23 protein-coding genes are annotated in these 26,194 nt (G+C 39.3%); 8 read left to right on the top strand and 15 right to left on the bottom strand.

The genetic code is table 11. The features are described 5' to 3' along the window. Positions 1 to 93 precede the first annotated feature (93 nt). From PQ460_RS22195 to PQ460_RS22215, 5 genes are all read right to left on the bottom strand, one after another. Positions 94 to 1,410 carry a glycoside hydrolase family 125 protein gene (locus PQ460_RS22195; RefSeq protein WP_274171205.1) on the bottom strand — a complete coding sequence of 439 codons (1,317 nt, stop codon included), beginning with the start codon at positions 1,408 to 1,410 and terminating at the stop codon, positions 94 to 96. A 178-nt stretch (positions 1,411 to 1,588) separates the two neighbouring features. Further along, a complete protein-coding gene (locus tag PQ460_RS22200) occupies positions 1,589 to 2,770 on the bottom strand; it encodes a GntR family transcriptional regulator (protein WP_274171206.1) in 1,182 nt (393 codons plus the stop codon). A 246-nt stretch (positions 2,771 to 3,016) separates the two neighbouring features. Then, positions 3,017 to 3,235 carry a cold-shock protein gene (locus PQ460_RS22205; RefSeq protein ID WP_204826365.1) on the bottom strand — a complete coding sequence of 73 codons (219 nt, stop codon included), beginning with the start codon at positions 3,233 to 3,235 and terminating at the stop codon, positions 3,017 to 3,019. A 107-nt stretch (positions 3,236 to 3,342) separates the two neighbouring features. Continuing rightward, positions 3,343 to 3,543, bottom strand: coding sequence for a cold-shock protein (locus tag PQ460_RS22210; protein WP_069329657.1), 201 nt, complete (start codon positions 3,541 to 3,543; stop codon positions 3,343 to 3,345). 367 nt (positions 3,544 to 3,910) lie between these two features. Further along, complete coding sequence (locus PQ460_RS22215; protein WP_274171207.1) at positions 3,911 to 4,462, bottom strand: DUF6985 domain-containing protein; 552 nt, start codon at positions 4,460 to 4,462, stop codon at positions 3,911 to 3,913. 141 nt (positions 4,463 to 4,603) lie between these two features. Between PQ460_RS22215 and PQ460_RS22220 the strand changes: the two genes are divergently transcribed. Continuing rightward, positions 4,604 to 5,680 carry a GGDEF domain-containing protein gene (locus PQ460_RS22220; protein WP_273614536.1) on the top strand — a complete coding sequence of 359 codons (1,077 nt, stop codon included), beginning with the start codon at positions 4,604 to 4,606 and terminating at the stop codon, positions 5,678 to 5,680. Between the two features lie 82 nt (positions 5,681 to 5,762). Here the strand turns inward: PQ460_RS22220 and PQ460_RS22225 are convergent, their stop codons facing one another. Beyond that, on the bottom strand, positions 5,763 to 6,740 hold the full coding sequence (locus PQ460_RS22225) for an aldo/keto reductase (protein ID WP_273614535.1): 978 nt from the start codon (positions 6,738 to 6,740) through the stop codon (positions 5,763 to 5,765). 217 nt (positions 6,741 to 6,957) lie between these two features. Next, the gene (locus PQ460_RS22230; protein ID WP_274171208.1) at positions 6,958 to 9,675 is read right to left on the bottom strand and encodes a copper amine oxidase N-terminal domain-containing protein; all 2,718 of its coding nucleotides are present in this window, start codon (positions 9,673 to 9,675) and stop codon (positions 6,958 to 6,960) included. A gap of 359 nt (positions 9,676 to 10,034) precedes the next feature. On the opposite strand from PQ460_RS22230, the gene PQ460_RS22235 reads away from it, so the two are divergent. Continuing rightward, positions 10,035 to 10,592, top strand: coding sequence for a hypothetical protein (locus tag PQ460_RS22235; protein ID WP_274171209.1), 558 nt, complete (start codon positions 10,035 to 10,037; stop codon positions 10,590 to 10,592). A 156-nt stretch (positions 10,593 to 10,748) separates the two neighbouring features. Here the strand turns inward: PQ460_RS22235 and PQ460_RS22240 are convergent, their stop codons facing one another. Beyond that, positions 10,749 to 11,168, bottom strand: a complete 420-nt coding sequence (locus PQ460_RS22240) for a universal stress protein (RefSeq protein WP_273614532.1) — start codon at positions 11,166 to 11,168, stop codon at positions 10,749 to 10,751. A gap of 41 nt (positions 11,169 to 11,209) precedes the next feature. Further along, entirely contained in the window at positions 11,210 to 12,190 is a 981-nt protein-coding gene (locus PQ460_RS22245) for a magnesium transporter CorA family protein (protein ID WP_274171210.1), read from the bottom strand. 206 nt (positions 12,191 to 12,396) lie between these two features. Between PQ460_RS22245 and PQ460_RS22250 the strand changes: the two genes are divergently transcribed. Further along, a complete protein-coding gene (locus tag PQ460_RS22250; protein WP_274171211.1) occupies positions 12,397 to 13,995 on the top strand; it encodes a peptide ABC transporter substrate-binding protein in 1,599 nt (532 codons plus the stop codon). A 62-nt stretch (positions 13,996 to 14,057) separates the two neighbouring features. On the opposite strand, the gene PQ460_RS22255 is transcribed toward PQ460_RS22250, so the two are convergent. Then, positions 14,058 to 14,780, bottom strand: coding sequence for a hypothetical protein (locus PQ460_RS22255; protein WP_274171212.1), 723 nt, complete (start codon positions 14,778 to 14,780; stop codon positions 14,058 to 14,060). A 154-nt stretch (positions 14,781 to 14,934) separates the two neighbouring features. Between PQ460_RS22255 and PQ460_RS22260 the strand changes: the two genes are divergently transcribed. From PQ460_RS22260 to PQ460_RS22270, 3 genes are all read left to right on the top strand, one after another. Beyond that, positions 14,935 to 16,728: an ABC transporter substrate-binding protein gene (locus PQ460_RS22260; protein WP_274171213.1), complete on the top strand. Its 1,794-nt coding sequence runs from the start codon at positions 14,935 to 14,937 to the stop codon at positions 16,726 to 16,728. A 191-nt stretch (positions 16,729 to 16,919) separates the two neighbouring features. Further along, positions 16,920 to 17,372, top strand: coding sequence for a GNAT family N-acetyltransferase (locus PQ460_RS22265; protein WP_274172996.1), 453 nt, complete (start codon positions 16,920 to 16,922; stop codon positions 17,370 to 17,372). 303 nt (positions 17,373 to 17,675) lie between these two features. After that, the gene (locus PQ460_RS22270) at positions 17,676 to 19,091 is read left to right on the top strand and encodes a family 43 glycosylhydrolase (RefSeq protein ID WP_274171214.1); all 1,416 of its coding nucleotides are present in this window, start codon (positions 17,676 to 17,678) and stop codon (positions 19,089 to 19,091) included. Between the two features lie 77 nt (positions 19,092 to 19,168). Here PQ460_RS22270 and PQ460_RS22275 read toward each other — a convergent pair whose 3' ends face one another. Further along, positions 19,169 to 19,522: a type II toxin-antitoxin system HicB family antitoxin gene (locus tag PQ460_RS22275; protein WP_274171215.1), complete on the bottom strand. Its 354-nt coding sequence runs from the start codon at positions 19,520 to 19,522 to the stop codon at positions 19,169 to 19,171. Continuing rightward, positions 19,509 to 19,775, bottom strand: a complete 267-nt coding sequence (locus tag PQ460_RS22280; protein WP_274171216.1) for a type II toxin-antitoxin system HicA family toxin — start codon at positions 19,773 to 19,775, stop codon at positions 19,509 to 19,511. Before PQ460_RS22280 ends, PQ460_RS22275 begins: the two co-directional genes overlap by 14 nt. A gap of 170 nt (positions 19,776 to 19,945) precedes the next feature. On the opposite strand from PQ460_RS22280, the gene PQ460_RS22285 reads away from it, so the two are divergent. Continuing rightward, entirely contained in the window at positions 19,946 to 21,682 is a 1,737-nt protein-coding gene (locus tag PQ460_RS22285; RefSeq protein ID WP_274171217.1) for a glycoside hydrolase family 13 protein, read from the top strand. An 86-nt stretch (positions 21,683 to 21,768) separates the two neighbouring features. On the opposite strand, the gene PQ460_RS22290 is transcribed toward PQ460_RS22285, so the two are convergent. After that, positions 21,769 to 23,010 (bottom strand): DUF445 domain-containing protein, encoded by a 1,242-nt coding sequence (locus PQ460_RS22290; RefSeq protein ID WP_274171218.1) that lies wholly within the window; start codon positions 23,008 to 23,010, stop codon positions 21,769 to 21,771. Between the two features lie 253 nt (positions 23,011 to 23,263). Then, on the bottom strand, positions 23,264 to 23,455 hold the full coding sequence (locus PQ460_RS22295; protein ID WP_273614491.1) for a PspC domain-containing protein: 192 nt from the start codon (positions 23,453 to 23,455) through the stop codon (positions 23,264 to 23,266). 228 nt (positions 23,456 to 23,683) lie between these two features. Here PQ460_RS22295 and PQ460_RS22300 point away from each other — a divergent pair, with 228 nt between their 5' ends. Beyond that, on the top strand, positions 23,684 to 24,187 hold the full coding sequence (locus tag PQ460_RS22300) for an antibiotic biosynthesis monooxygenase family protein (RefSeq protein WP_274171219.1): 504 nt from the start codon (positions 23,684 to 23,686) through the stop codon (positions 24,185 to 24,187). Between the two features lie 58 nt (positions 24,188 to 24,245). Here the strand turns inward: PQ460_RS22300 and PQ460_RS22305 are convergent, their stop codons facing one another. Then, on the bottom strand, positions 24,246 to 26,153 hold the full coding sequence (locus PQ460_RS22305) for a TcaA NTF2-like domain-containing protein (RefSeq protein WP_274171220.1): 1,908 nt from the start codon (positions 26,151 to 26,153) through the stop codon (positions 24,246 to 24,248). Positions 26,154 to 26,194 lie beyond the last annotated feature (41 nt).

Genomic DNA, 26,194 nt, shown 5'->3' on the forward strand with positions numbered 1-26,194 from the left:
ATCGCTCCCTTATCGTTAATTCTGGGTACAACATCATGTGACATCTAAGGTGTTATTTACTCGGTATGACGTAATAGTTATTACTGCATAAGCTTATGACGATTGAATTTTACCGCTGGGAACTGTATAACCGCAGTATGTCAAAATCAGTTCACTGAATAACGAATTAGCCCATGAAAACCATTCACGTGTATATTCTTCCGGTCGATCCATATGAAAGCCTTCATGAAGAAAATCAGTATCTGCATCGGTATTTTCCAAAGTGTGTAACAAAGATAGAATTTCTGATTGATGTTGGGATGTCAAAGCTTGCATAGCTAACGAAATATGCCATATATATTGAGGAGGAGTGTGAGGACTACCAATCCCTTGAGCTGCTGTACCGCTATAATAATAAGGATTGTGATGACTGAGTATAAACTTTCTAGTGTTTTGATACAATGGATCATCAAGTGTGCAATAACCTAGATAAGGAAGCGAAAGTAGACTGGGTACGTTAGCATCATCCATCAGATTGTAATTGCCTAATCCATCGGTCTCATAAGCATATATCCGTCCAAATTCAGGATGATCTACAATACCATATTCCTCAATACCTGCTTGAATTTGTGCTTTTAATAGAGAAGCTTGAGAGATCCATTCGTTATCTTGATACACTTCGCTTGCGATCTGCTCCATATAACCTAATACCACTACAGCAAACATATTCGAAGGAATCAAATATCCGTACTCACAAGCATCATCACTCGGTCGAAATCCTGACCATGTCATCCCTGTAAAGCCAACCGGAGTTCCTTTGCCTTCATAAGGGAGCGTATCGGATACCGGACAATCGGTTCGTTCAAACGTATACGGTGAATGTTCATTATGCTTCTGCTCAGTACGCCATAATGTCATAATAATATGACAGGCTTTGCGGAAATGTTCATCCAAATGATCCGTTCTTCCTGTAGTCCGCCATAAGAGATAAGCTAACTGAATCGGATAACATAGCGAATCGATCTCATATTTGCGTTCCCAGATCCATTTACTCATATCTGTCTTATCGTCTTGATGTCCATTGCCATTCTCTGCTTCATTAAAAGCATTCGCGTAAGGATCGAGCTGAATATAATGTACTTGTCGTCTGACTACATTGGCTACTAGATCACTTAACTCTCCATCTTCATTAGCAAGGATAAGATAAGGTCTAACTTGCGCGGCTGAATCCCGTAACCACATTGCAGGAATATCTCCAGTGATCACAAATACGGTTCCATCTTCTAAAGGCTTAAGCGTAGTCGTTAGTGTATTACTGATACAGTTATTGAACATACGTGCGAGCTTGGGACGTTCTGTAAGATGAGCTTGTACATCTGCTATCAATTGTTGAACAGAGAATGGTAACACACCATTTCCGATATCATTCATTGCAATCCCCCTCTTATTAAGCGCTTACATTTATAGCTATATAATAAATCACACCTTATTAACATGTCAATACATTATATTATGTTATTAAAGAAAAATATTAAGTATACCCAATGTATATCTATGCAAAAAAGATGTATCTTCTTAATAAGCAAGATACATCTTTGGATAAGATTACTTATGAATGAACAGACGCTTCTGCAACAGAATGTCCATGAATCAAGTTCGCTTGTAACGAAATTTTGCTAGGCAATGATGCACCTTCGATCAGCGCAAGTACATTTTCTATCGCTAATCTGCCTAATGATTGTTGATCTTGTTGCATATGTGTAAATGGATATAATGCTGCACTTGCCTGCGGACTATCAAAACAAATAATCGAAATGTCCTGCGGGATATGCAGTCCCATATGTTCGATCGCTTCTTTGGCGAATAATGCTAGTTCATACTGCATCGCAAATAATGCTGTGATCTGCGGATGTGCTTCGATCATCTGCTGGATCATATCTACATTATGTTGAACAAGCACTTGCTCATCTTCTTCTTGGTTACTATTCCAGTACATATCGGTTAACCACGACGAGCGATCCAGTACCACGCCACGTTCCGCATGAGCTTGTACGAATCCTTCGATTCGTTCTTCAATCGCTACATTATCGGTTACTTTGGACGTTAATAACGCGATATGACGATGTCCTTGATCCAACAAGTAATGTGTACCCAGGCTTGCTGCGGCTACATTATCCGTGCTAATCGACGTCGAATCAATCCCTTTGACATAGCGATCGACCAGTACATGTGGAAAGCGATCTATTACCAATTTTAAGATCTCCGAATTAAATATTTGCCCGCGTGTCGGATAAATAATCAATCCATCAACTCCATAATCTCTCAACATTCGTATCGCATTTTCTTCGATATCGGTCTGTGAAAAAGAAAGCCGTAACATCAAATACACACCCATTTTTTGCGCAGTTCTTTCCATTTCGACCAGCATTTCTTTACCATAACTATCGCTAAAATCTTCCATAATGAGCCCAAGTACAATCTGATTACGATCGGTACGTGGTCTGCTTGGAGCATCATATTTGTCTCCATCTTCTGTTTCTATCACTTCGAGTTGATCCCCATTATAGATAACAAAAGAACCTCTACCGGGTTGCCGTACAATATATCCATCTTGCACTAACATATCTAACGCTTTCTTCGAAGTAATACGGCTTACTTCGAATTGTTCCATCAATTCTTTCTCCGATGGAATCTTATCCCCTATTGTATATTCGCCTGAATGAAAACGATTACGTAACGTTAAATACATTTGCTCGTATCTCGGTTTAAGCGATATTGAACTATCTGCCATACAATCACCTTCAATTTAGATTTACTATTATCATTTAGTATACTATGTTATATCATTTATGCAAAGAGGTATACACCAAATATTTGGATTATAGTTATCATTTTCTATTATTTATGTAAATGACTGTTATATTCAGTTAATCTCAAATGATATCAAATTAAAAAAAGCATCAGTCTATCTGTGGATCACAATCATCCATCAGTAAACTAATGCTTTTTAATATTGTTGATAAACTCTTCATCCGAATTAACGCTTTTTGTTGGGTCTACTATAGCTCGTATTATCCAACACCGGCAATTCTTTTTGAGCGCGGGTCATGGGCGACTTGCATTGTGAACAAACCGGTACATCTGCAAGTGCAAAGTTATCTCGCATCCATCCTTTGCAATCTGGATTTGTACATTCCCATATATCAGTCATTGCCATTGGAATCTCTTGCGATGGATTTTTCCGTGAATAGTACATGTGTAGTCCCCTCCCAGTAGTAATATCTATTTGTTTCTTGCACAAGTTACAAATATTTGAATAAAAAAACACCCTTAACTAACGTTAAGGGCGTCTTATAAACTGAATTACAGTTTTACAACGTTCTCAGCTTGTGGACCACGGTTTCCTTCAACAACGTTGAATTCTACGCGTTGACCTTCGTCCAAAGTTTTGAAACCGTCGCCAGTGATAGCAGAAAAGTGAACGAATACGTCGCTTCCGCCTTCAACTTCGATAAAACCAAATCCTTTTTCTGCGTTAAACCATTTTACTGTACCTGTTTGCATTGTAGTACCTCCAAAGAAATTAAATTTACATGACCTTCTTTATTCAGAAGATTAACATCCGATAAAATAGAATAATCACATATTGTACAAGGCTCTTCGCCTTCTAACATAACAACCCTCTACAATATGTGAGTACCAGTCACGTTTTCGTTACTCTTATTATAACCGATTACACGAATAAATACAATGTCTTTATCAGGTAATTTTTGTAATTTCGCTAAACCGCATCTTTCATCTTAGGTGGTGACATTTTTCGTCAGCAATCGCTAAGGTCATAAGGCTCACTTTATACTTATACCAGAGCATACAGAACTGAATCGCTTTCAAACAATAAATGTAAGCGTATACTTTATTAGTTAATTACCGTTTAATCGATATCGTATGCTGTATAAAAAGTACTCACATGAACAGGTTGGTGATCAACTACTTTGACTCCTAATCCATGTTCTGTATCCCATGTACAGTGAAAATTAAGATAGTACGTCGCTTCCGCTGAAGTTTCTTTGATCAGAAATCCTTGTAACGTTATATACGCTTTTAATTGCTCCGGTTGTGTAATATACGGAATTGATTGATCTCGTTCTTGAATCGTAGCAGGATCTTGCGGATCAATTTGCCATGCTTGACGATAACGCTCTTCAATCTTTTGATAATGTTCAAAAACGATCTGTAGCACATGCTGCTGAATATATTCGCTATGCTCGATATAATGCTCCCAGATCTGTTGTTGTTCTATAGAAGGAGCCGTCAGATGTTCAATCTCTTCTTCATTGTCAATCGCCTGAATAAATTCTACTTGCATCACAACCTGTTGCCCCATCAGTTGAAATGTATAGTCTCCTTCAAATGTTACTTCTTCAGTCACATCATAAGCATCATCTTCTAATGTTAATTGTGTGTACCAGCTTGGATCGATCATCGTATTCTACCTCCTGCTATACGTATATTTTTTGTTTTGGTAAAGCTTGTCTTTTCTTATGATCCTATAATGATTTATACTTGTCTTTACATGAATGTGTAAGAGTACGCATTTTAAATCTTGAGGCTGTATGGTGATGTTATGAATAAGCAGTCCAAATGGATACATCAATTTTTCAGAGTATACTGGATTGTCATTAGTGTCCACTTTTTTGCTCAGTGGGGTTCTTTTGTATTTTTGGATTATGACGATAGTGCTTCTCATTTCTATATTTATATTCTAATTCTACCTACTCTTTGGATGAGCATCGTTACTTTGATCACAAAATGGATGTATGTCCGTTGGAATCATTTATCTTTTTACGTGTTATTTAGTGCAAGTACACTGATCACATGGACGATTATTTATCTAAATTATGATATTCGTATTATTACCGCACTATGTTTGTTGCCGATTCTTTCAGCTGTCGTATTTTTCAAACGTCGTTTATTATGGCTTCCTTCAGTCTTACAACTTATCGCATTTACTTCATTGTATCTGACAGATTCACACTTCCGCAATTATCTATCTTCCTTTGATGTGATTGCCGTGATTGCTTTTATTATTGTAAGTACCTGTATTGCTCATATTATCGTTGCTTGCGGTATAGAAATTTTAACCGATTTACAGGTGACGATGTTAGCGAAGCAAGATCTGATTGTCAAAAATGCTATCATGAGTAAACTGTCCAAAACAGATGGTCTGACGAATCTATATAATCAAATTTCTTTTCATGATTATTATGATACTGCTTTTGATTATGCTAGTAAGGGTGCTGAGCTTCATCTGGCTTTATTGGATATTGATGATTTCAAAGCTATTAATGATACGTATGGTCATCAAGCAGGAGATACTATTCTTGGGAAAGTGTCTCAAGTGATTCAACAACATATGTCTTCTAGCGATATTGCTGCCCGTTATGGTGGGGAAGAGTTCGCGTTGCTTTTATTTGATCAGACATTTGAAGAAGCTTATGCTCTGGTAGAAAGTATACGTAATGGCGTTGCTGAATTACAACATCCTGAAATGAATGGCAAGTCTGTTACAGTCAGTATCGGTCTGCAAAGCTATGGCTCTGAACAGACCAAAGAGCAGTTATTTGAACAGGTCGATCATTATCTTTATCAAGCCAAACGCACAGGTAAAAACAAAACAGTGACTGCTTGTAATGTAGGATAATTCTATTACGATAACGTATAGTACAATAACAAAAACTCCAATCCTATACATATTAAGGATTGGAGTTTTGCTTATATCGTATTTAGAATCCTGTTACAGGATGCGGAATATATGGCTCTTCTAGACGCTTGATTTCATTTTCAGTTAGAACAAGATCTACAGCCGCAACTGCATCTTGCAAATGATGTAGCTTGGTTGCTCCTACGATTGGTGCTGTGACCGGTTCTTTTTGCAATACCCATGCCAGTGCAACTTGTGCGCGTGGAATATTACGCTCAGAGGCAATCTCTGCTACCCGTTCTACCACTTTACGATCTGCTTCAGCGCTAGCTGCATATAGACTTTGACCAAAGCTATCACTTTCAGAACGTGACGTTTCTTCTTCCCAGTCACGAGTTAATCGACCGCGTGCTAATGGGCTCCATGGAATCACGCCAATCCCTTCTTCTTTACAAAGAGGAAGCATCTCACGTTCTTCTTCCCGATAAAGTAAATTAACATAGTTCTGCATAGATACAAAGCGTGTCCATCCATTTTGCTTACTGATATCTAAAGCTTTCATAAATTGCCAAGATGCCATCGAAGAAGCACCGATATATCTAGCTTTACCTGCTTTCACTACATCATGAAGAGCTTCTAATGTTTCTTCTATCGGTGTATGCGGGTCCCAGCGATGAATCTGGTATAAATCTACATAATCAGTTCCTAGACGCTGTAGGCTATGATCGATCTCTGCCATAATCGCTTTGCGTGAAAGCCCACCACCATTTGCACCTTGATGCATTTTGCCATGTACTTTGGTAGCGATAACGATCTCATCACGATTCGCATACTCTTTGAGCGCTTTTCCTACAATCTCTTCACTGGTTCCATCTGAATAGACATTCGCTGTATCAAAAAAGTTAATACCTGCTTCCAAAGCTTGCTTGATAAAAGGACGACTGCTCTGCTCATCTAATGTCCATGGATGTGCTCCACGATCAGGTATTCCATAACTCATACATCCCAAACAAATTCGCGATACATCGAGACCGGTACGACCTAATTTTACATATTGCATTAATGTCCCTCTTTTCCGCCCGGAGGCAAGTAGATATGATTCATAAAAAAATCAATACTTCCTTCCTTATCATAACCAAAAATAGACATAATGAGTCAATAATCTAAATGTTCTTGCCCGAATCACCAGTACATATGGAGCAATCAAAAAGCAAGCTCTACCGTTAAAGACCGATAAGAGCTTGCTTGAGAAAAGAACTTATAGATAACGCTTAGCATTACTGAGCGATGATTTGAGCTTCTCTCGAAGCTACAGAGAGAGCATTAACAGTCGCTACACGTCCATCAGCAATAGATAATACAAATGCTTTATAAGCAACGCCTGAGCGGATAGCAGCGCCATTAATATCAACATCTGCTGTTGTAAATGTCCACTCGCTATATACGCCTTTGGTGACTGTCTCATAATTGCGTTCACTCACACGATTCGCATCTGCCAATGAGAAATTGCTTGAGCTTGCAGACGGTACCAGCATCACAGCATAGCTTGCAATACCTGTTTCACCGGATGGTTTGGAGAAAGTTACTTTGATTCCACCATTGGTTTCCGTCGCATTCAGGTTAGTAACCGGCGCTACCGTTGGTGTCTTGATCGTAAAGTCATTTGATGCTCCAGATAATGTATTTACCGAGCGAACCGAACCATCGGCTACACTTAATACATACACACGATAAGCTACATCTTTGACAATCGCATTACCGTTATAATCTTTGGTGCTCGTTGTTAAAGCTTGCGTTACTTTGGTTGCTGTTTTGGCAATGCGTGTATAATTTGCACCAGCTACATTATTTGCTGTATTGACATTAAATGAACCTGCTTGATCGGCACGTACCACATAGACACGATATTCAGAAATACCGGTATCGTTAGCCGGTACAAAACTAAACGTAATATCCGATGCTGTACTTGTTGAATTGCTATTCGTTGTTGCTACGGTATTAACAGCTGATGTCGCACCATTCGCAGCTAATGTAATAACAGAGGAAGCGCCTGATAATGAATTGTTGCCCGAAGCATTTCCTGTACCTGTCGTTAAAACAAATACTTGATAATTAGTACCATTTTTGATCAGATCACCATTTACATCTTTGGAACCTGCACTGAACGTTACCATACGATTGGAACCATTTTTGCTAATTTGTAAATAGTTCGAACTGGATACACTGTTAGCTGTAGAAAGATTGAACTTGCTCGCATTGATTGATTTGACAACCATAACACGATAGTTATTTACTAATCCTTCATCACTTGCTTTGTTAAATGTCACTTGGAGATCGCGTCCATCGCCGTAGTCGCTAATATCACTAACAGCTATTCCACTCACATTTCCTGTCGATTGCGTACCTGTCTGAAGTGTAAGTGTAGAAGAAGCAGAAGATAAGCTATTCGCATACGAACCTGAACCAAGCGCCATCACATAGATACGATAAGGCACATCATTGGCAATCGCTTCTCCGCCACTGTCTTTAAGTGATGTCGATAGCGTAACTGTGCGATCGCTACCTGTTTTGGATACATCGATATAACGGCTTGATGCTAATCCGTTAGCTGTTGCAATATCAAAGTCACCTGATGCTTTGCTACGCACTACGAATACACGATATCCGCTAATTTTGGATTCTTCAGAAGACTTGGTAAACGTCACTTGAATATCCCGTCCATCTGCGTAGTTACTCACATCTTCTACTTTAGTGATCGAAGGAGCTTCAACCGTACGTCCTAATGTTAATGAATTAGAACCAGCAGATATACCAATATTGTCGCCACTGCTTGTGATTGACACTACAAATACCGTATATGCTGTTCCTGTTGTAATCAATTCACCCGATGTATCACGCGTGGTATTCGTTAAGCGTGTTGTTGGATTGGAACCTGTTTTGTTAATCGTTGTATAGTTAGAATTGCTAACTTTTGCTGCTTCTGTTGAACTAAAGCTACCTGCACTTGTCGTTTTTACAACGAACACACGGTAATTGCTTAATTTACTTTCATCGCTTGCTTTGGTAAATGTCACTGAGAAATCTCGTCCATCGCCATTGTCGGAGACATCACTTGCTTTGACGTCGGTTGCTATAGCAGAAGCTGTAGCGACTACACCTAGAGACACAATCGGTGAACTTACGGATAAAGCATTGTTATATCCAGTCGCCCCTACTGCCAGTACATAGACACGGTAATTTACATTTTTCTGAATTAATTGTCCGTCTGTATCACGAGCTTGAGGCATTAATGTGATTGTATAATTGCTACTGCCTTGCGGAATAGCTGTATAATTCGCTGCCGGTACATTTTGTGCGGTATTGATATTAAATGTATTACTATTGGCTTTGACTACTAGAATACGGTACTGACTGATTCCTTTTGTGCTTGCAGAAGCTGGAAAGCTTATTTCTAGATCATTACCATTTCCTTGTTGCCCGACTACTTTGGTATTCACATAAGGTACCGGTGAGATCGAAGTCGATGGAGTCGTTGGTGTGGTAGGCGTTGTTGGTTTGGAGCTAGTGGTTGTAATGCTAACTGTCTTGGTCGATGAGTTCCAACCTACTTTTTCACCTAAAGCTTCGCTGACAAAGCGTAAAGGGACAACTGTTCTTCCTTTAATCGACTTTGCAGGTACGTCTAATACAACAGATTTGCCATTGATTGTTGCTGTTCTAGAACCAAGTGGTAACACAATCGTTGTACCATCTTTGGTAGCTGTTACTGTTTTGGTGCTTTGTTTCCAGAGTACTTTTGCGTCTAGCGCTTCAAAAACACCTCTTAATGGAACCATCGTACGGTTAGCTGACATTACAGGTGCCTGGTCTGTTGTTAGCTGAACTCCATCGATCGTAATTTTAATTGGTGTTGCTGCGCTGACGGATGGTGTATGTAGACCTCCGCTTACCGTCAATGCTGTTACTAATACTGCTGAACAAATCTTCTTTTTCATTTGTATTCATCCTCGTTCCCCCGAAATAGTGCCAAACGCTATCTGCCAAGCTTGTCCTTTATTCCCTGTCTATTAGACGAACACCATAGCTGAAAAGTTTCCATACTTGTTTATTTATTTGGAATCTTTTGCTGATGATCTATTGATTCTCAGGCGCCCATCTATCGACTATATGTAAGTTAACATCGTTACCTCAAAGTAACAACCAAAGATTCGTCATAAATTAGCAACAGTTTTTTAATGATTGCTTCAGTAACTGTGATTATTTACAAGTTGGATACAATTGGTATTTAAGTTAGATACATTTGATGTGTAATATAAAAAGCAAGACAACAACACACCAGAGGAGATGTACAATAATGAATATTCACAAATGGATCGCAACTTCGGTTATCGCAGGTGTACTTCTGACAGGCGCAACTACCACGCACGCTGCTACAACTCATTCAGATAACGTTGAAGCCAAAACAACTACTGCTAGCTCTACGACGACTAACAAGCAATATCCTGTAACTAATGTGGATTACTCTACCGCTCAATTGAAAAAAATCACTCAAGCTTTTGCCGGTTTTGATGGATTTGAGACTCCTTATGTACCTACTCGTATGATCAAAGGCGATGCTTTCCGAAAAGTCAGTGGTGTGGGTGATGGAGTAACTTTTTTGTTTAAATATATGACTGTTTCGGTATCCCCACGTGATTATTCTTATGATTACAAAGGTACTACAGTAATTCTTCCTAATTCTAATCAAGTCAAAGCCAAATGGTACAAACCGGATAAAGTAGATATGTTAACATTCAAACTAGATGATCGTTATGTAACTATTTCTTCACCTTATCATTTACTGGGTAAAGCGAAGCTAGAACAGGTTGCTGTAGATGTTGCTAAATATGTTCCTGTATCTGTTCCTAAGTAATAATAGGTAGTGTCATACGATAGAAATGACAATTCAGAGATATATGTAGGATGATGAGATGCGAAGTACGCTTATAACTTGAGAAACAACACAAAAACACGTATACAAAATGGGAGTATTTTGGATAGACTCCGCATGTATACGTGTTTTTGTATTTTATTTCACGATCAGGACAGGACATTTGACACCGCGGGCTACTTTGTGGCTGACGCTCCCGAGTACCATTTCTTTCAAAGAGCCCAGCCCTCTACTTCCCATTACGACTAGATCGAAAGAATGATCGTTAGCGTGCCTGATTAGGCTTTGTCCGGGTTCTCCATGTAATATTTTTATCGCATATGCGGCTTGTTGCTGTTGCAGAAGTTCTTCGATTGGAAATAATTTTTGTCGTCTGGATAGTTCTAATTCATCAATATCTCCATAGCGCAGTACTTCATCACGACTTTTGCCGAAATCCGCTACAAATACCACTTCAATCTCACCTGACTGTTGTAATGATACCAACTTGATCGCTTCTGTTGTTGCTCGTAATGAGTGTTCGGAGCCATCTACCGCCAACAATATTTTTGGATACATAAGCAACCTTCCCTTCTATATAAGAGATGTTATCTTGTGATCTATTTGCTGTGAGGAATATTCTTTTTACGCTTACTTTTGGATTGATGTTCTAAATTCATATCCAAAATATCTCCGGTCAGCCCTTTACGTTTGAGCCACCAGTACGTTAAGCCAGTAAGTCCGAAGATCAAAATCAATGAAGCTAAATAACCCCATTTCCATTCTAATTCCGGCATATTTTTAAAGTTCATTCCCCAGATCGCACCTAATGCGGTCATCGGTGTTAGTAATACCGTAAAGACTGTTAATGTTTTCATAATATTATTAGAACGGTAATTTGCTACGTTATCATCGATTTTGAGTAATGTATCTATTTCATGTTCATAGGCTGTTTGAAGCATTTGAATACGGGACAATCTTACTTTTAACGTATGGAATGTCTGTGCGTCTTTGACCAGATCAGGGAATACTTCTTCGATTGCAAAACGGATTTCTTTCAGCGCTACTGTCTGCACGTTCCAGCGTGTCATCTGATTACGCAAATCTACAATTTCCCGCAATAATTTCCCGCCATTATTTTCTTTCATTTTAAATTCAATCTCTTTCAATTGCATCTCAATCTCATCCATTCGCCCGAAAAATGCACGAATAATCGCATTCACGACAAACATAAATCCATCGACTGGATAATCACAGCCCAAAATATATTGATCCCACTCTTCATTACTCATATCATGTAACAACCATGTATTATCGCCGATAGTGATCATTCGATTCGCATCAATATAGTAATGCAATATATTGATATCTTCCCAGTGATCTGGATTCATATTAATCGCCAATGTTCCACTAATATAATTTTGGTCTTTTTCTTTATAATAAATAGAAGCTATTCGATTGTGCGTACACATCAGGCTTTCCTGCGCCCATTTCTGCAAATGTTCATCAAAATCTGGATGCTCCATAAGACGCTTCACATCTTTCATTCGATACCATGTCCATTCACTCTGTGCAGATTGTATGACTTCTACCTTATTCATAACTATTAGCCTCTCCTTACTCTTACTTCTTTACATTATTATATTACCCGACTTCAATAGTTCATGAATTACAATTTTTTTGAATATTTATAGATAAACATGTGTAAACGTATCGTTGAACATTATAGAATTGATACGCTATCTGACACAATAGTATGCTATAACTAGAAGGAACGTACTTATTGTTAAGGAGGATATATTTATTTATGAGAAGTACCTACATAACCCGTTTTTTGATTTTATTTACCTGTGTATTGTTATTTGGTACAAGTACATCCAGCATCACTCAAGCGGCTACTACTACAGCCAAAACGTTTCGTTTTAATCTGTATTTGGAACCGGTTACTCTTGATCCTGCATTGTCCAGCGATAGCACAACCAGTACGATTGTGGAAGCTATTTTTGAAGGGCTTGTACGTACCCAATCGAATGGAGCGATAGAACCAGGGGTTGCGGAATCGTGGACCATTTCACCGGATGGTAAAACATACACATTTACATTACGTGCCAATGCTCGCTGGAGTAACGGTGAGCCACTTGTTGCTTCTGAATTTGTCGACGCATGGCAACGAGTACTGTCACCCGCAACCCGTTCTCCATTAGCTTCTATGTTATTTCCGATTGCTCATGCTCAAGACTATTATAAAGGTACACTTACCGATGCTAGCCAATTAGGATTTCAAGCGTTAGACGATCATACGTTGCAAATCGTTCTGCAACAACCGTTGCCTTACTTTCTCGAAACATTATCGTCTCCTGCCTTTTTCCCTGTACATGCTACAAGTATGACAGCCTCTACTCATTGGGGAAGCCAAGCATCACCTATTGTAAGTAACGGCCCTTTTGTCGTTAACAATTGGACCAAAGGACGCTCCATCACATTAGCTCGTAATCCTCAATATGCTCAAGCGGAAAAAGTTCATTTTGATCAAGTATTTATCCGTTTTATCAATGATCCTGATAAAGAAAATAATATGTACCGATCAGGAGCCATTGATTGGTCAGGCATCACAGAAAGCAATATTCCAACCTATAAAATGACTAACACCATGAGAAAAGAAACGGTTTATCCAAACACAGCATCGCTCTACTATTATACTTTTAATGTGAATAAAAAGCCGTTTAACAATATCAATATCCGTAAAGCGTTTGCGATGTCGATCAAACGGTCTTCGTTAATCAGTCCCAAATCTGCTTATGGATTTGTACCACCTGTAATCAAAGGAGCTACTTCTACATTTCGTAAAGAATATCCAGTAACGAACTTTGAGACTAGCGCTAAAATTGCCCGTCAATTATTGAAAAAAGGAATGAAAGAAGAACATATTACTTCTCTGCCATCGATCACGTTAATTACTAATGGTGAAGGCAATCAATATGTCGCTAATCAGATTACAGATATGTGGAAAAGAAATCTGGGTGTAACGATCAAAGTAAAAGTTGAAAATTTCTATACATTATTACAAGATAAGCAAAAGAAAAACTATCAGATTGCACGCAGTGGATGGTCAGCCGATTATAACGATCCTGCTGCATTTCTAGAATTATTCACTTCCTGGAACAATGAAAATACATCAGGTTGGAAAAATGCTACCTATGACGCTCATATTACAAAAGCATACAGCTTAACTGATGCCAAAGCTCGTATGAAAGAATATCGTGCCGCTGAAAAAATGCTTACCGATCAGATGGTTGCTATCCCTCTTTATTATTTTAATACGTATTTTCTGCAAAAGTCGAATGTACATGATGTATATGTAGATTACTCCGGTGCTATTCACTTTGTGTACGGATATAAAAAGTAATGTCTTATTCAAAAAGCACAACTGCCATATGTAGCGCAGTTGTGCTTTTTGATCTATAACTATCAACCTTTCGGCTCAAAAGTAGACTGTTCACTTGTAGCTCGCCATGCAGCAGCGATCAATTTCACCGAATGTTCATCAGGTGTATGGTATTGTTCTTCCTCTATATTATCTTCCCACTCCACCATTCGTCCTGTATCTCGAAAATCCAAATCTAACTGTATTTCTTCAGGAGTTAATCTACCTTCTTCCCAGAGAGGATCTTCTTTTGTACTTATGTATGCGTATGCACGAATTAAATGCCCATTGATTGCTTTGGCCCATGCGTAATAATGAACGGTCTGGTAATGAGCAAAATAATGAACTTCTCCAAATCTACTACTTAATAATTTTAATAGTTGTTCCAATTGTTGCGACCCCTGATAATCTTCAGGAGAAGGCAGATCATAACTGCTTACCAGTATCCATTCTTCGACTGTCGTAAACACCCATTTTTCACTGACAGATTGCCGAGATGGAGCAAAGCGATCCATCTGTGCTAGAATACGGTCGATTTCCACTTGAACCGCGATCGAATCGTTACTTTTCACACGTAACCATGTGGCTTTATGATAAAAGTCGATCCCTTCCTGTTGCTTGGCTTCTTTGACAAAAAAGGTAGCAGGTGGCGGTGTATCCAATCCGATAATCACTTTTACCGGTGTATTCAATCGCTTGCTCTTCATACGCTGAACGAACCAGTAGCCTAGATAAACTATTCCTGTCACTAGCAATGCAATCCACATGTATGTATCTCCATTTCCAGTCAATATACACTATCTATTATATCTATTTTGTTTATCAGCGATCACTTTTCTTTACTTTTGCTTTTCTGCTACTATGTTTTACAGTAGAACTTATTCATGGTGTGCTTTGGATAGTGTAAAGGAGAGAGCGATTTTGCGAATAGCCGAAGATTATGTACAGCTCAGATTCGCTTTTCAACAGTATACAGATCAACAATCTTTTCATATTACGATGGATCAATTAGCACAAGCTTTATTTTGCACACCTCGTAATGCCAAATTAATTATTACCAAAATGGAACAAGCGTGTTGGATCGAATTTCGCTCGGGTCGAGGTCGTGGAAATACGTCTGAGCTAACTTTTTTGCATCCGGTGACGACTGCATTATTAGATGAAGCTAAAGAGCGAGTTCTTCAAGGAGATGTGCAAAGTGCTTTTGCTTGGCTTCAAGCCCATGAGACACTCGCTATTGTACGCCCGTTATTTCTAGAATGGCTTATGACTTACTTCGGATATAGTACCCAACAGGTTGGACAAGATCGGGTGATCGAGACATTGCGGTTGCCGATTTATCGACCGATTGTATCGCTAGAGCCAGCTAACGCTCTGTATGCTTTCGATACGCATCTAGTGCATCAAATCTATAGCCGATTAGTGCAATACAATCACTTGCAACAGACATTTACCAAAGACATCGCTCATCACTGGGAAGTTAACGAAGATGCTACCTGTTGGACATTTTATCTTCATAAAGGAATGACTTTTCACCATGGACAAGAGTTAACTGCACAAGATGTATATGCTAGCCTTACCCGATTACAAGATCCATCTGTTGTTCATCACTGGTTGGTTCAAGATATCGACTATATTCAAGTGATACATCCTTATCAAATACAGATAATACTACGCCGACCGAATACACTTTTTCTTTTCTATCTTAGTCATAGTGCTGCTTCGATCTCTCCTGCATCCGAGCTTTCAACCCATCCACAACATGCACTGCCGATCGGTTCAGGGCCTTATCAGGTAGTATCTCATCATACTGGAAAATGTACGCTGACATTATTTCCATCTTATTTTGGATATAGAGGTCATATTGATCAGATCGAGATTATTATTGTACCTGAGAACGAAGCAGAAGCTTGCTTTGGGACTAGCCCTGGTGTATTGACTGTAGTGACAGGAGAATTTCCTATTCCTGCCGATCTGGAAATGCCTTTAACACAAACAGTTACAGGGGTATCGACACTAACCTTTAATCTGCGAAAAGATACTATTTTGCAAGATCCCCGATTCCGTAAAGTGTTAGTACAGGGTATCGACCGTCTACGAATGGTACGCGAACTAGGATCAACATATCTGTGCCCTGCATCTGGATTACATATTCAAGCAGAATCGTTAGCAGAGCAAGCACCATATCATATCATGACAGAAGATACAGTAGCGCAGTTACAACAAACTTCGTATGCTGGAGAAGCACTGCATTTGTATACGTTTGCCCGTCATGCTACAGATGCGTACTGGCTTCAACAACAATATCAGACATTCGGGATCGTTATACAGGTGCATATTGTAACATGGGCGGAGACGATGCAACCGGACACGATGGAACAAGCAGATCTTATATTATTCGAAGCAATGGTTAGCGACAATCCAATTGGACTACTAGAACATGTCCAATCAGATCGCAACTTTATCAGACATTCCCTTCCTGCCCGGACGGTCGATCAATTAGATCAACTCACTCAACATATGCTTGCTTCTTCTGCACAGGAAGCTATTATGCAATGGTCTGTTGCTGTTAATCAGTTACTACAGGAATCCTGTACCAGTGCATTTCTAGTGGTACGCACAGCCAGTACAATCTATCATCCATCATTGCGCGGAGTACACGTAAATCCTAAAGGATGGGTAGACTTTGCTACGCTGTGGTTTCAAGACACCTGATCGTCTAAAAAACAGAAAACCGATTCGATACGAAAAGTAGAAATATTTCGCTTCCACTTTACTATTTTTACAATAAAGGTGAGACGATACAATAAAACCTATAGTATTACTGACTTATATATGGAGGTGCTCCCTTGCTACAGACAGTTGTTATCGAACAAGTACAACATATCGAACCGTATCTGGATGAAATGTCGGATATGCTGGTACAGATTGTAGATGCAGGCGCATCTATCGGTTTTCTTCCCCCTATGGATCACGCAGAAGCTAAGGCTTACTGGGGACAGGTGCTACAACCAGGAACATTATTGTATGTTGCCAAAATCAACAATGTTATTGCCGGTACGATTCAATTACATCTATGTACCAAGCCCAATGGAGATCACCGGGCTGAAGTAGCCAAGCTTATGGTACACCTGAACTACCGCCGTCATGGTATTGCTCGCCAACTGATGGAACATATCGAACACAAAGCAACAGAAGAAAACCGTATTCTCCTTGTACTGGATACCCGAGATGGAGATCCTTCCAATCTTCTTTATCAGTCACTAGGCTATATCCAAGCCGGACAAATTCCAAACTACGCCAAGTCTGGTAATGGTGGATTAGATGCTACCAATTTGTATTATAAGCACCTGGTGTAAAGTAAAAGCAAAAAGAGATAGGTTCATATAAATGAATCTATCTCTTTTTTGTTTTTTTAAATTATAATGTGAAACAAATATTTTAGGAAAACTGCTATCTTTTCTCCCAGATTAATGCTCATGAATCAACTTCTACTGTATTTTTATGTCAACATTTCGCTATTATTTTATTGTAAACGCTTACAAAAATATCTAAAATAAACTTGAAGTCTCACTTCTTTTGCTATCGAGGCTATCTTAGAATGACCGAAGGAGGTTTTTATTATTTTACAAATCTCTTGGCAATTCTCACGCAAAACCGTTATGTTGTGGCTGAGTCTGGCACTGGTTATCAGTGGAATCGGTATTGGCGGAACGTCTACTCAGGCTGCAAGTGCTACGATTACCAATGGTGGCAACTGGACAGACACCGCAGGGAACCCGATTCAAGCGAACAGTGGTAATATTCTCAAAGTCGGTTCTACATATTACTGGTACGGTGAACATGCAACCAATGGTACTTTTGATAAAGTAAATGTATATACCTCTACCGATCTCAAAAATTGGAAGTTTGGTAATAGTATCCTCACCAAAAATTCCGCAACCGAACTCAATACTAGCAAAATTGAACGCCCCAAAGTCATCTACAACGCAACAACCAAAAAGTATATCCTATGGGCACACTATGAAAATGGTAGTGATTACTCACTAGCTCGTGTAGCTGTCGCCACTAGCGATACACCGGATGGCAATTTTACGTATAAAGGAAGCTTTCGTCCACTTGATTATGAATCCCGTGATATGACGGTATTTGTAGATACAGATAACAAAGCTTATCTAATTACAGCATCCCGTCAAAATAACGGTGGCGCCAACAACTCGATGGCCATCTTCCGCCTGACTGATGATTATACAGGAGTGGCTTCTTTTGTAGGCTGGGTGTTCGAAGGTGCTTACCGGGAAGCGCCTGCGGTTGTGAAAAAAGGAAGCAAATATTATCTATTTACTTCTCAGGCTTCGGGCTGGTATCCGAATCAAGGCAGTTATGCAACGTCTTCTTCGATAACAGGAACATGGTCGGCGCTGTCTCCTTTTGGCGATCCTTCTGCGTATGCCACACAGATTCATTCGATTGCAACGATTACAGGTAGCGCAGGTACGAGCTATATTTATATGGGCGACCGTTGGAACCCACTAAACTTAAGTGACCATAAGTTTATCTGGTTGCCTTTGACATTAAATGATAGCAACAGTACAGCGACACTCAACTGGTATAGTAGTTGGAATATGGATGCCGCTACAGGTACAGTGACTTTGCCTGCTCTGACAAATCATGCTCTAGGCAAGCCTGCTACAGCGATCTCAACCGCTTCTTCTTCTGCAACTACCAATGCCAATGATGGTAATGCTCAGACGTCTTGGGCAGCATCTTCGGCCACATGGCCTGCTTGGTGGCAAGTCGATCTAGGGTCTGCCAAAAAGATCAGCGAAGTCGATATCTCCTGGTTTATGTACAAAGGTTCTGAAGCTTATTACAAATACAAAATAGAGTACAGTACCGATGGTGTAAATTACACTACGATTGACCGCACCACTAATACAACCTATGGATTTACAACAGATGCGGTCTCATTCACCGCTCGTTATGTACGAATTAATATGGTCAATGCTGTACTCCATAACAATCCAAATAATTGGTATACGCCTACTTTACATGAAGTACGCTTGATGGGTAATTAGCAATAATAGATGTATAACAAAGAACCTCTTTTACGCCAATCGTGCGAAGAGAGGTTCTTTGTTATACATGGAATAAATCATAATTTTGAAACTAGTGTACCTACTTCTTTTTCTGCATCTTGTTGAATATGTTCTGCGATCCATTGATTAAGACTTTTTCCAGCTTTGTGTGCAGCAATCGTAACCAGTTGATGGTTTTCTGGTGAGATACGGAGTGTTAACTGACCTGAGTATGGTTTACTCGGTTCTTCTCCTCTTTCCTTACAAAATTCTAAATAATCATCTACTGATTCTTGAAAAGCCATTCGAAGCTCTTCTACAGAGGTTGCTTGAAAAGTAATGACATCTTTGATATTCATTACTTCGCCATGTAAAATCTCAGCTTCACTATCATAGTGTGCAACGCCTACATACCCTTTATATTTCATCATGATTATCTACACCTGCCTCTATTAAAAATTTGCGCATGGATTTCACTGCACCTTTATCTGTTTCTTTTTTAGGATGTGGACGATGAAAAACAGCTCTAACTCCATTCAAATAAAAACGAACACGTGAACCATTACCTTCTGTAATTTCGGCACCGCAAGCTTTTAACAATGATTCAATATCTGCCCATTCAATATTAGAACGAAGAGGATCCTCAAAAATATTTGTCAGTGTATTGCGTTGTTTATTGTTCATATAATGATACCATCTTTTGATACCATTATAATCAAACTAATTTTAGTTTTCTAGTAATCTATAGTTATTAGTGATTATTTCTTTTAGACCGCCTGCGATTGTTGTCATGTTTGAAAGGGTAATACTCAGTAAGTAACTGCCTATGTTACAACAGAACAGGAGACCGACAAATGAAGACGATTATGAAGCCAGAATTCTGGAAAGAAAGTGTTGTTTACGAAATTTATCCTCGTAGCTTTATGGATAGCAATAATGATGGAATTGGCGATATTCCCGGAATTCGGTCGAAGCTGGATTACTTACAACAACTTGGAGTAGATATATTATGGCTCACTCCTGTTTATGTTTCTCCTAATGCTGATTATGGATACGATATTCAAGAACACCGAGAGATACAGCCGGAATACGGCACGATGGACGATTGGAAAGTATTACTGCAAGAGGTACACGATCGTGGTATGAAGTTAATTATGGATCTGGTTGTCAATCATACTTCAGATCAACATCCATGGTTTCAAGAAGCTCTTTCTTCCAAAGATAACCCTTATCGCGATTACTACATTTGGCGTACTCCCAAAGAAGATGGGTCTGAACCGAATAACTGGCTTTCTTATGTCGGCGATTCGATGTGGAAATTAGACGAAAACTCCAATGAATATTATTTACATTCGTATAGTGAAAAACAACCTGATCTGAACTGGGAAAATCCTAAAGTACGTCAAGAAATGCAAGACATGATGCGCTTTTGGCTGGACTTGGGGATCGATGGTTACCGGATTGATGCTGTAAATATGATCTCCAAACATACAAGCTTTCCAGACGCCCCACCATCTAACAAATTACAAGGAAATGCCGAAGAATTTTATAAAAATGGACCACGTATACATGAGTACTTGCATGAATTATATACTGAAGTCTTTTCGAATTATAAAATGTTTACCGCAGGCGAAGCTTCTAGCGTATCGATCGAAGACGTCAAATTATATACCAACCCTGAACGTGAAGAAATGAATATGGTATTAATGATCGAAGCGTCCAAAGTCTGTGATGCAGATGAGGATATGTGGCAAAGCAAAGAATGGTCACTGCATGATCTCAAAGAAATTATCGCCAAATGGGAAGAAGATATTTACGGACAAGGTTGGATGGGAATCTATCTCAGTAACCATGATCATCCTCGCTTAGTCTCTTATCTAGGGCATGAAGGAGAATACCGCGCAGATTCTGCCAAAATGCTAGCGATGTTCTTGCTCACTTTACGTGGGACACCTTATATTTATCAAGGTGATGAGATCGGTATGACCAATGCCGAACATATGAAAACGATCGAAGATGTGAAAGAACAACAAGCTCAAGGATATTACAAACAAATGGTAGACGATAAAGGCGAAGATCCTGAAGTTATTATGGAGCGTATTCGTACCAAAGCTCGGGATAATGCACGTACCCCGATGCAATGGGACGATAGTGAACATGCTGGCTTCTCGACTGCTGAACCGTGGATACCTGCTCATTCGAACAAAAGTGAAATCAATGTTGCTCAGCAACTTGAAGATCCAGACTCGGTCTTTCATTTTTACCGTCAATTGATTGACATCCGTAAACAAAGTTCTGCATTAATCTATGGTAAATACGCTTGTGAACTTTCAGATGATCCGTATATTTTCGCATATACTCGTGAGTGGAACGATGAGCACTGGTTGATTATTCTTAACTTCTCCAAATCATCGACAGAGCTTCAACTACCCGATCAACTGGTAGAACGTATTGAGCAATCCGAACTGATCATCGCTACACATGGAGAACATTCTGAAGAAGTCGCACAGCTACTAAAATCTGCGCAAAAAGCAACACTACATCCTTATGAATCATTAGCTTTCCGCGGTCTGTCGATTTTAGATCAATAAAATTGGGGATCAGTTAAAAAAATAATCAAGAAAAAAGGTATCTTCTACTGTATACAACAGCGAAGATACCTTTTTTGGGGTATAGATCAAATCAATTGAATCAGTGATAATACAATACCGACTAAGAAACCACAGACAGCACCATTGACACGAATCCATTGTAAATCTTGTCCTACTTTTTCTTCTAACATATAGACAAGTGCTGCATCGTCCATTCGGTCTAAGTTTTCTTTGACCAAAATTCCGATACGATAATGGTTTTTCTCTACTGTACGAATAATGCCTTGTAGCAAACGATCTTCCCATACAGCAACTTTTTGCGGGTCTTTGCCAAGATCGCGAATAATCGAACGATAGATCGCAAATACATGACGACCACCGCCATCTCGTTCTTGCTCTAACATAGATACTAATAGACGACGCAATTCTTCCAGACGCTCGATCATAAATGTATTTGCAAATTCGCCCTGTATTAGCTCTGCTGTCCAGTCTTTGATCTTCATCCAGTTATCTTCTTCATCAACAACCTGGAACATCTGGATACGTAGTTCACGGATAATTGCTTCGCGGTATTCGCTATCTTTTTCCTGCAATTTACCTACACCGGAAATAATCATATTTTGCAAAATACTACCCAGACTTTCTTCATTCATCATGCCTGCAAAAGCTTGAAAAGCAAATCCTTTTAGTCCGCCCATATTCACATTTGCTAATTGTTCATGAGCAATTTTACCCATCGTATCACGGCTTTGTGGACGGGCTGCCCATGTTCTTACTTCTTTTAAAATATGGTCTAATGCTTTCTCATCATAACGCTCGTTAAGCGCATTCGTTAACACCGTTGTCGCAGCCGATTGCAAATCTGCTTTTTGCGTATAATTTGCTAATCCTTTACCGATAAAAGCAGCAACCGGTTCAAGAGGCAACCGTTCGATCGGTGGAATCATCATATTTAATAACTCACGCCGTATTTTCTTTTTGCCCAATTGACGGGTCAACATAGAAAGTGCAAACGGAAAAATACGGAATTGACGCAATTTATTTTCGATACTTTCTTTGTTTAACAGTTCATTCTCCATCGCCGAGATCAGAGAACGGATAATCTTATCCCGATTACGAGTTAAAAGTGATGTATGCGGAATCGGAATACCGAGTGGATGACGAAATAGAGCAGTCACCGCAAACCAGTCTGCGATCCCTCCGACAAGACCGGCTTCAAAACCGCCTTGAATAATTAACAATAGCGTTGTTTTTGGAAAAAACAGAGTGGCTATAAATCCAAGCGCCATAATCGCTAAAGATCCACCCGCCAAATATTTTGATTTCATAACTTTCCTCCTCTTGATGGTGACAGCGCATGAATCTGCCGGGATTTCCATTCCATAGTATAGCATATGAGCAGATACTATATTAAATTATCAGGCAGATTAATGCATAGATGGCATAGCTACTTTATCAATAGAGAACATGGAGAAAGTTAGAAAAGGCTTATCAATATTCTAATAATTACACAAATCAAAAATCGCACTCTTCTACTTGTAGAAGAAAATGCGACTTTTGATCACTTTTAATTACGATCCATTAATACGTTGATTCTTTGGGTACAAATAATAAAGCAAGTACATACACCAGTAAACTAGCACCACTCGTGGCGAACACACTAATCACAAATAGAATCCGTAACAGACTTGCATCGATATTCCAACTTTCTGACATTCCACCGATTAAACCACTAACATATTTATCACGATTCGAACGATACAATTTTCTCATCATTGATCTCCTCTTTCTTATTCTCTTTCTTATATCATAGAAAATAAGCGTCCTCTTTCCAACCGCCTAAGGACGGTTTTGTGATTTGGACTTTAGTCGGGGATCATACTAGTCAGATTGCAATTAGGATACTGTCTGCAAACATGTTAAATTATAATTATCCTTTTAGATACAAGAATTCAGCAAATATCAGACACATATTTCGTTTAATATGAAAGGTGGATCACGATGTATATTTATATTAGCTCGCACCAATTTGAAGAACATTTTCCTGAAGCGGCTGAATTGCCACAGACGATTACGTTGCAACATGAAGATGAGACTCGGTATGTATTAGAGATCGATGAACCATTGGATTTTAACACTGAAAATGCATCACGATATGAGGTGCTGGATCATAGTGGGGATATTGGCGGTAGTTATGCTGTACTGAACAATATTCCAGTAACCGCAGATGGTCGATCTGCATTTGAAGAGCGCTTTAGCAATCGCGCGCGTAAAGTGGAAGACGAACCTGGCTTTGTCGGGATTCGAGTGATGCGTCCGCTTGATGATGATACGTATGTCATTATGACGCTCTGGGCATCGGAAGAGCATTTCAAAGCATGGCAAGAATCTCAAGCCTACAGCCATGCTCATCGTAAACGGGATACGTCTGAAGGCATTACTGCACAGCAACCTTCTATTTTCCCTCGCCCTTCATTTGTTAAAAATTATGCAGTCGTTGTCTAATACATTCTGCAAAAAAAGAACCTCTCCATTTGTATTAGGAGAGGTTCTTTTTGGATAATTATATTTCTTTCGTGCTAACCAATTGATACGTTTTGAGCTCATTGTCGATTAATTTCAGCGTATATACCGAGTTGAACGACTTCTTCTGTGTTGTACCATCTTTAGCTATAATATTGTATGTTTCTGTAGTGTGTACAGTATACGTATTATCTGTATTGGCTTTGAATGATTGGACAGTTGAACTGACCAATTCTTCGGTGATTCCTTTACTTTGAAGATGATCGATATAACTGGATGATTCTTTGTACACAGGGCCGTCTGCATCCAATAATGAAGAAACCATACTAAAATCGCCTGCATTGATCGCATCTACCGAAGTGCTTAGATAGTCGGTCATAAAATCATGAATTGATGTATCTGTTACTTCTGCACTTTCTAATGATGCTTTATCTGTGGATGCTGTACTTGTAGAAGCTGTATTGGCAGATACTTGATCTGTAGAGTCTATTTCTGCTGATGTAGTCGTTGCACTACTTGCTTTTTCAATCGTATTTTTAGCATTTATTGCATTGCTCCAACTTGTAGATGCAGAATCGATCCACCATTGTTTTTGATTCGGCTGTTGGGTAATCTGGTAAGTCCAACTTACATTTTTATCATTAGACGTGCCATCTTCATTTTTGGCTGTATATACCTGTGTAGCTGTGATTTCAATCGATTCTTTGTTGATTTGAATAGAATCGAGATCGATTACTACTTTTTGCAATGTATATTTCGGTTGCGTAAAGTAACTATTCATTTCCCATGTAGCACGATTGTAATAATCTGAATTGGGATTAACACCTTTGACTGCTTTGGCGTTGCTTGTATTGATCGCTTCTGCCAGGCTAGTCGAAGCATTATAGATAAGATCCAGTGACTTGTCGGCGATCGGCTTTTGCAAAATCGTATTCAAATCATAACGATCTTGTTCACCCGATTGAAGTGTGGTCTCTCCCGTAATCTCTGATCCTTGTGCTTGCGTAGTGACTACAAATTTGGATTGCGCGGGTACAGGTAAAATATCTAGATAATCTCCAGGTGTACCTGTAATCGGTTTATCATTTAATGTGATGGTCGATTCTACCGGTGGAAGCTGAACTTCCAATGAAGCAAGCTGGGTATAATCCAGGATCGCTTTATTATTTTCAGTCGTATTAAAAGCTTCTACTGTATCAGTAACAGGCGCTTCAGCGAACTCTCCACGAATTACGCCTTTGTACGTATATACAGAAGGCCACAAGTCCTGAATACGATTGTCTTGCGCCGCTACATTACCAATCGTCATTGAGGTAGTTAGACTTTCATTGAGATAAGGTAAAGACGCTTCAATCTGTACGGGCTCTATATGTGCTGTCCATTTGGTTCCACGCCATGATTCTACAGGTACAAGTGTCAACCACTGACCTCCGCCTAGACTTTCCCGAATCTGTTTTTTCACTGCATCTGCTAGCGAAGCATTTTCTTTCTGAATATATTCTGCACGATCTAATGCTTGGGCAATACCATTGTTATATGCTTTTTTAGCATCATCGGTTTGGAGCGTTTCAGCAAATAAAGATATTTTGTCTGACTGGTGTAACGGTGAATCTTTATCATCTAAATAACTGGCTAACGTATTGGCATCTCCGGCTTGAACAGCTTCTTTCATTTGCTGAGCAAGTTCTTCCGCAGATGAAGGACCATAAGTAGCACGCAACACTAGAAAAGCAATCAGCAACAACACAATGACTCCGGCTCCAACACCGCCCCATAATTTGGTTCGACGCGATAATTGAATCGGTTGACGTGCTGGCTTGGCAACTACAGGTACATGTTCTGTTGCTCTAATTTCATTTGCAGATGCTTCTGGTTGTAATCGATGTCCACATTCTTTGCAAAATACCCAATCTGGTTGTGTCTTTGTTCCACAATTTCCACAATACATAACAGGTAATATCCTTTCTTGGATCACTATTCATTAAGTTA

This window comes from Paenibacillus sp. KACC 21273 (genome assembly GCF_028736095.1).
Lineage (GTDB): Bacteria > Bacillota > Bacilli > Paenibacillales > Paenibacillaceae > Saccharibacillus > Saccharibacillus kyungheensis.

Excerpts from the sequence above, each read along its gene's own strand:
- PQ460_RS22245 (WP_274171210.1), bottom strand. The coding sequence starts at position 12,190 with ATGAATAAGGTAGAAGTCATACAATCTGCACAGAGTGAATGGACATGG.
- PQ460_RS22240 (WP_273614532.1), bottom strand. The coding sequence starts at position 11,168 with ATGTATCCAAAAATATTGTTGGCGGTAGATGGCTCCGAACACTCATTA.
- PQ460_RS22255 (WP_274171212.1), bottom strand. The coding sequence starts at position 14,780 with ATGTGGATTGCATTGCTAGTGACAGGAATAGTTTATCTAGGCTACTGG.
- PQ460_RS22300 (WP_274171219.1), top strand. The coding sequence starts at position 23,684 with ATGTATATTTATATTAGCTCGCACCAATTTGAAGAACATTTTCCTGAA.
- PQ460_RS22235 (WP_274171209.1), top strand. The coding sequence starts at position 10,035 with ATGAATATTCACAAATGGATCGCAACTTCGGTTATCGCAGGTGTACTT.
- PQ460_RS22265 (WP_274172996.1), top strand. The coding sequence starts at position 16,920 with ATGTCGGATATGCTGGTACAGATTGTAGATGCAGGCGCATCTATCGGT.
- PQ460_RS22210 (WP_069329657.1), bottom strand. The coding sequence starts at position 3,543 with ATGCAAACAGGTACAGTAAAATGGTTTAACGCAGAAAAAGGATTTGGT.
- PQ460_RS22195 (WP_274171205.1), bottom strand. The coding sequence starts at position 1,410 with ATGAATGATATCGGAAATGGTGTGTTACCATTCTCTGTTCAACAATTG.
- PQ460_RS22275 (WP_274171215.1), bottom strand. The coding sequence starts at position 19,522 with ATGATGAAATATAAAGGGTATGTAGGCGTTGCACACTATGATAGTGAA.
- PQ460_RS22225 (WP_273614535.1), bottom strand. The coding sequence starts at position 6,740 with ATGCAATATGTAAAATTAGGTCGTACCGGTCTCGATGTATCGCGAATT.
- PQ460_RS22200 (WP_274171206.1), bottom strand. The coding sequence starts at position 2,770 with ATGGCAGATAGTTCAATATCGCTTAAACCGAGATACGAGCAAATGTAT.
- PQ460_RS22305 (WP_274171220.1), bottom strand. The coding sequence starts at position 26,153 with ATGTATTGTGGAAATTGTGGAACAAAGACACAACCAGATTGGGTATTT.
- PQ460_RS22270 (WP_274171214.1), top strand. The coding sequence starts at position 17,676 with ATGTTGTGGCTGAGTCTGGCACTGGTTATCAGTGGAATCGGTATTGGC.
- PQ460_RS22205 (WP_204826365.1), bottom strand. The coding sequence starts at position 3,235 with ATGTACTATTCACGGAAAAATCCATCGCAAGAGATTCCAATGGCAATG.
- PQ460_RS22290 (WP_274171218.1), bottom strand. The coding sequence starts at position 23,010 with ATGAAATCAAAATATTTGGCGGGTGGATCTTTAGCGATTATGGCGCTT.
- PQ460_RS22280 (WP_274171216.1), bottom strand. The coding sequence starts at position 19,775 with ATGAACAATAAACAACGCAATACACTGACAAATATTTTTGAGGATCCT.
- PQ460_RS22230 (WP_274171208.1), bottom strand. The coding sequence starts at position 9,675 with ATGAAAAAGAAGATTTGTTCAGCAGTATTAGTAACAGCATTGACGGTA.
- PQ460_RS22295 (WP_273614491.1), bottom strand. The coding sequence starts at position 23,455 with ATGAGAAAATTGTATCGTTCGAATCGTGATAAATATGTTAGTGGTTTA.
- PQ460_RS22250 (WP_274171211.1), top strand. The coding sequence starts at position 12,397 with ATGAGAAGTACCTACATAACCCGTTTTTTGATTTTATTTACCTGTGTA.
- PQ460_RS22220 (WP_273614536.1), top strand. The coding sequence starts at position 4,604 with ATGAATAAGCAGTCCAAATGGATACATCAATTTTTCAGAGTATACTGG.
- PQ460_RS22215 (WP_274171207.1), bottom strand. The coding sequence starts at position 4,462 with ATGATCGATCCAAGCTGGTACACACAATTAACATTAGAAGATGATGCT.
- PQ460_RS22285 (WP_274171217.1), top strand. The coding sequence starts at position 19,946 with ATGAAGACGATTATGAAGCCAGAATTCTGGAAAGAAAGTGTTGTTTAC.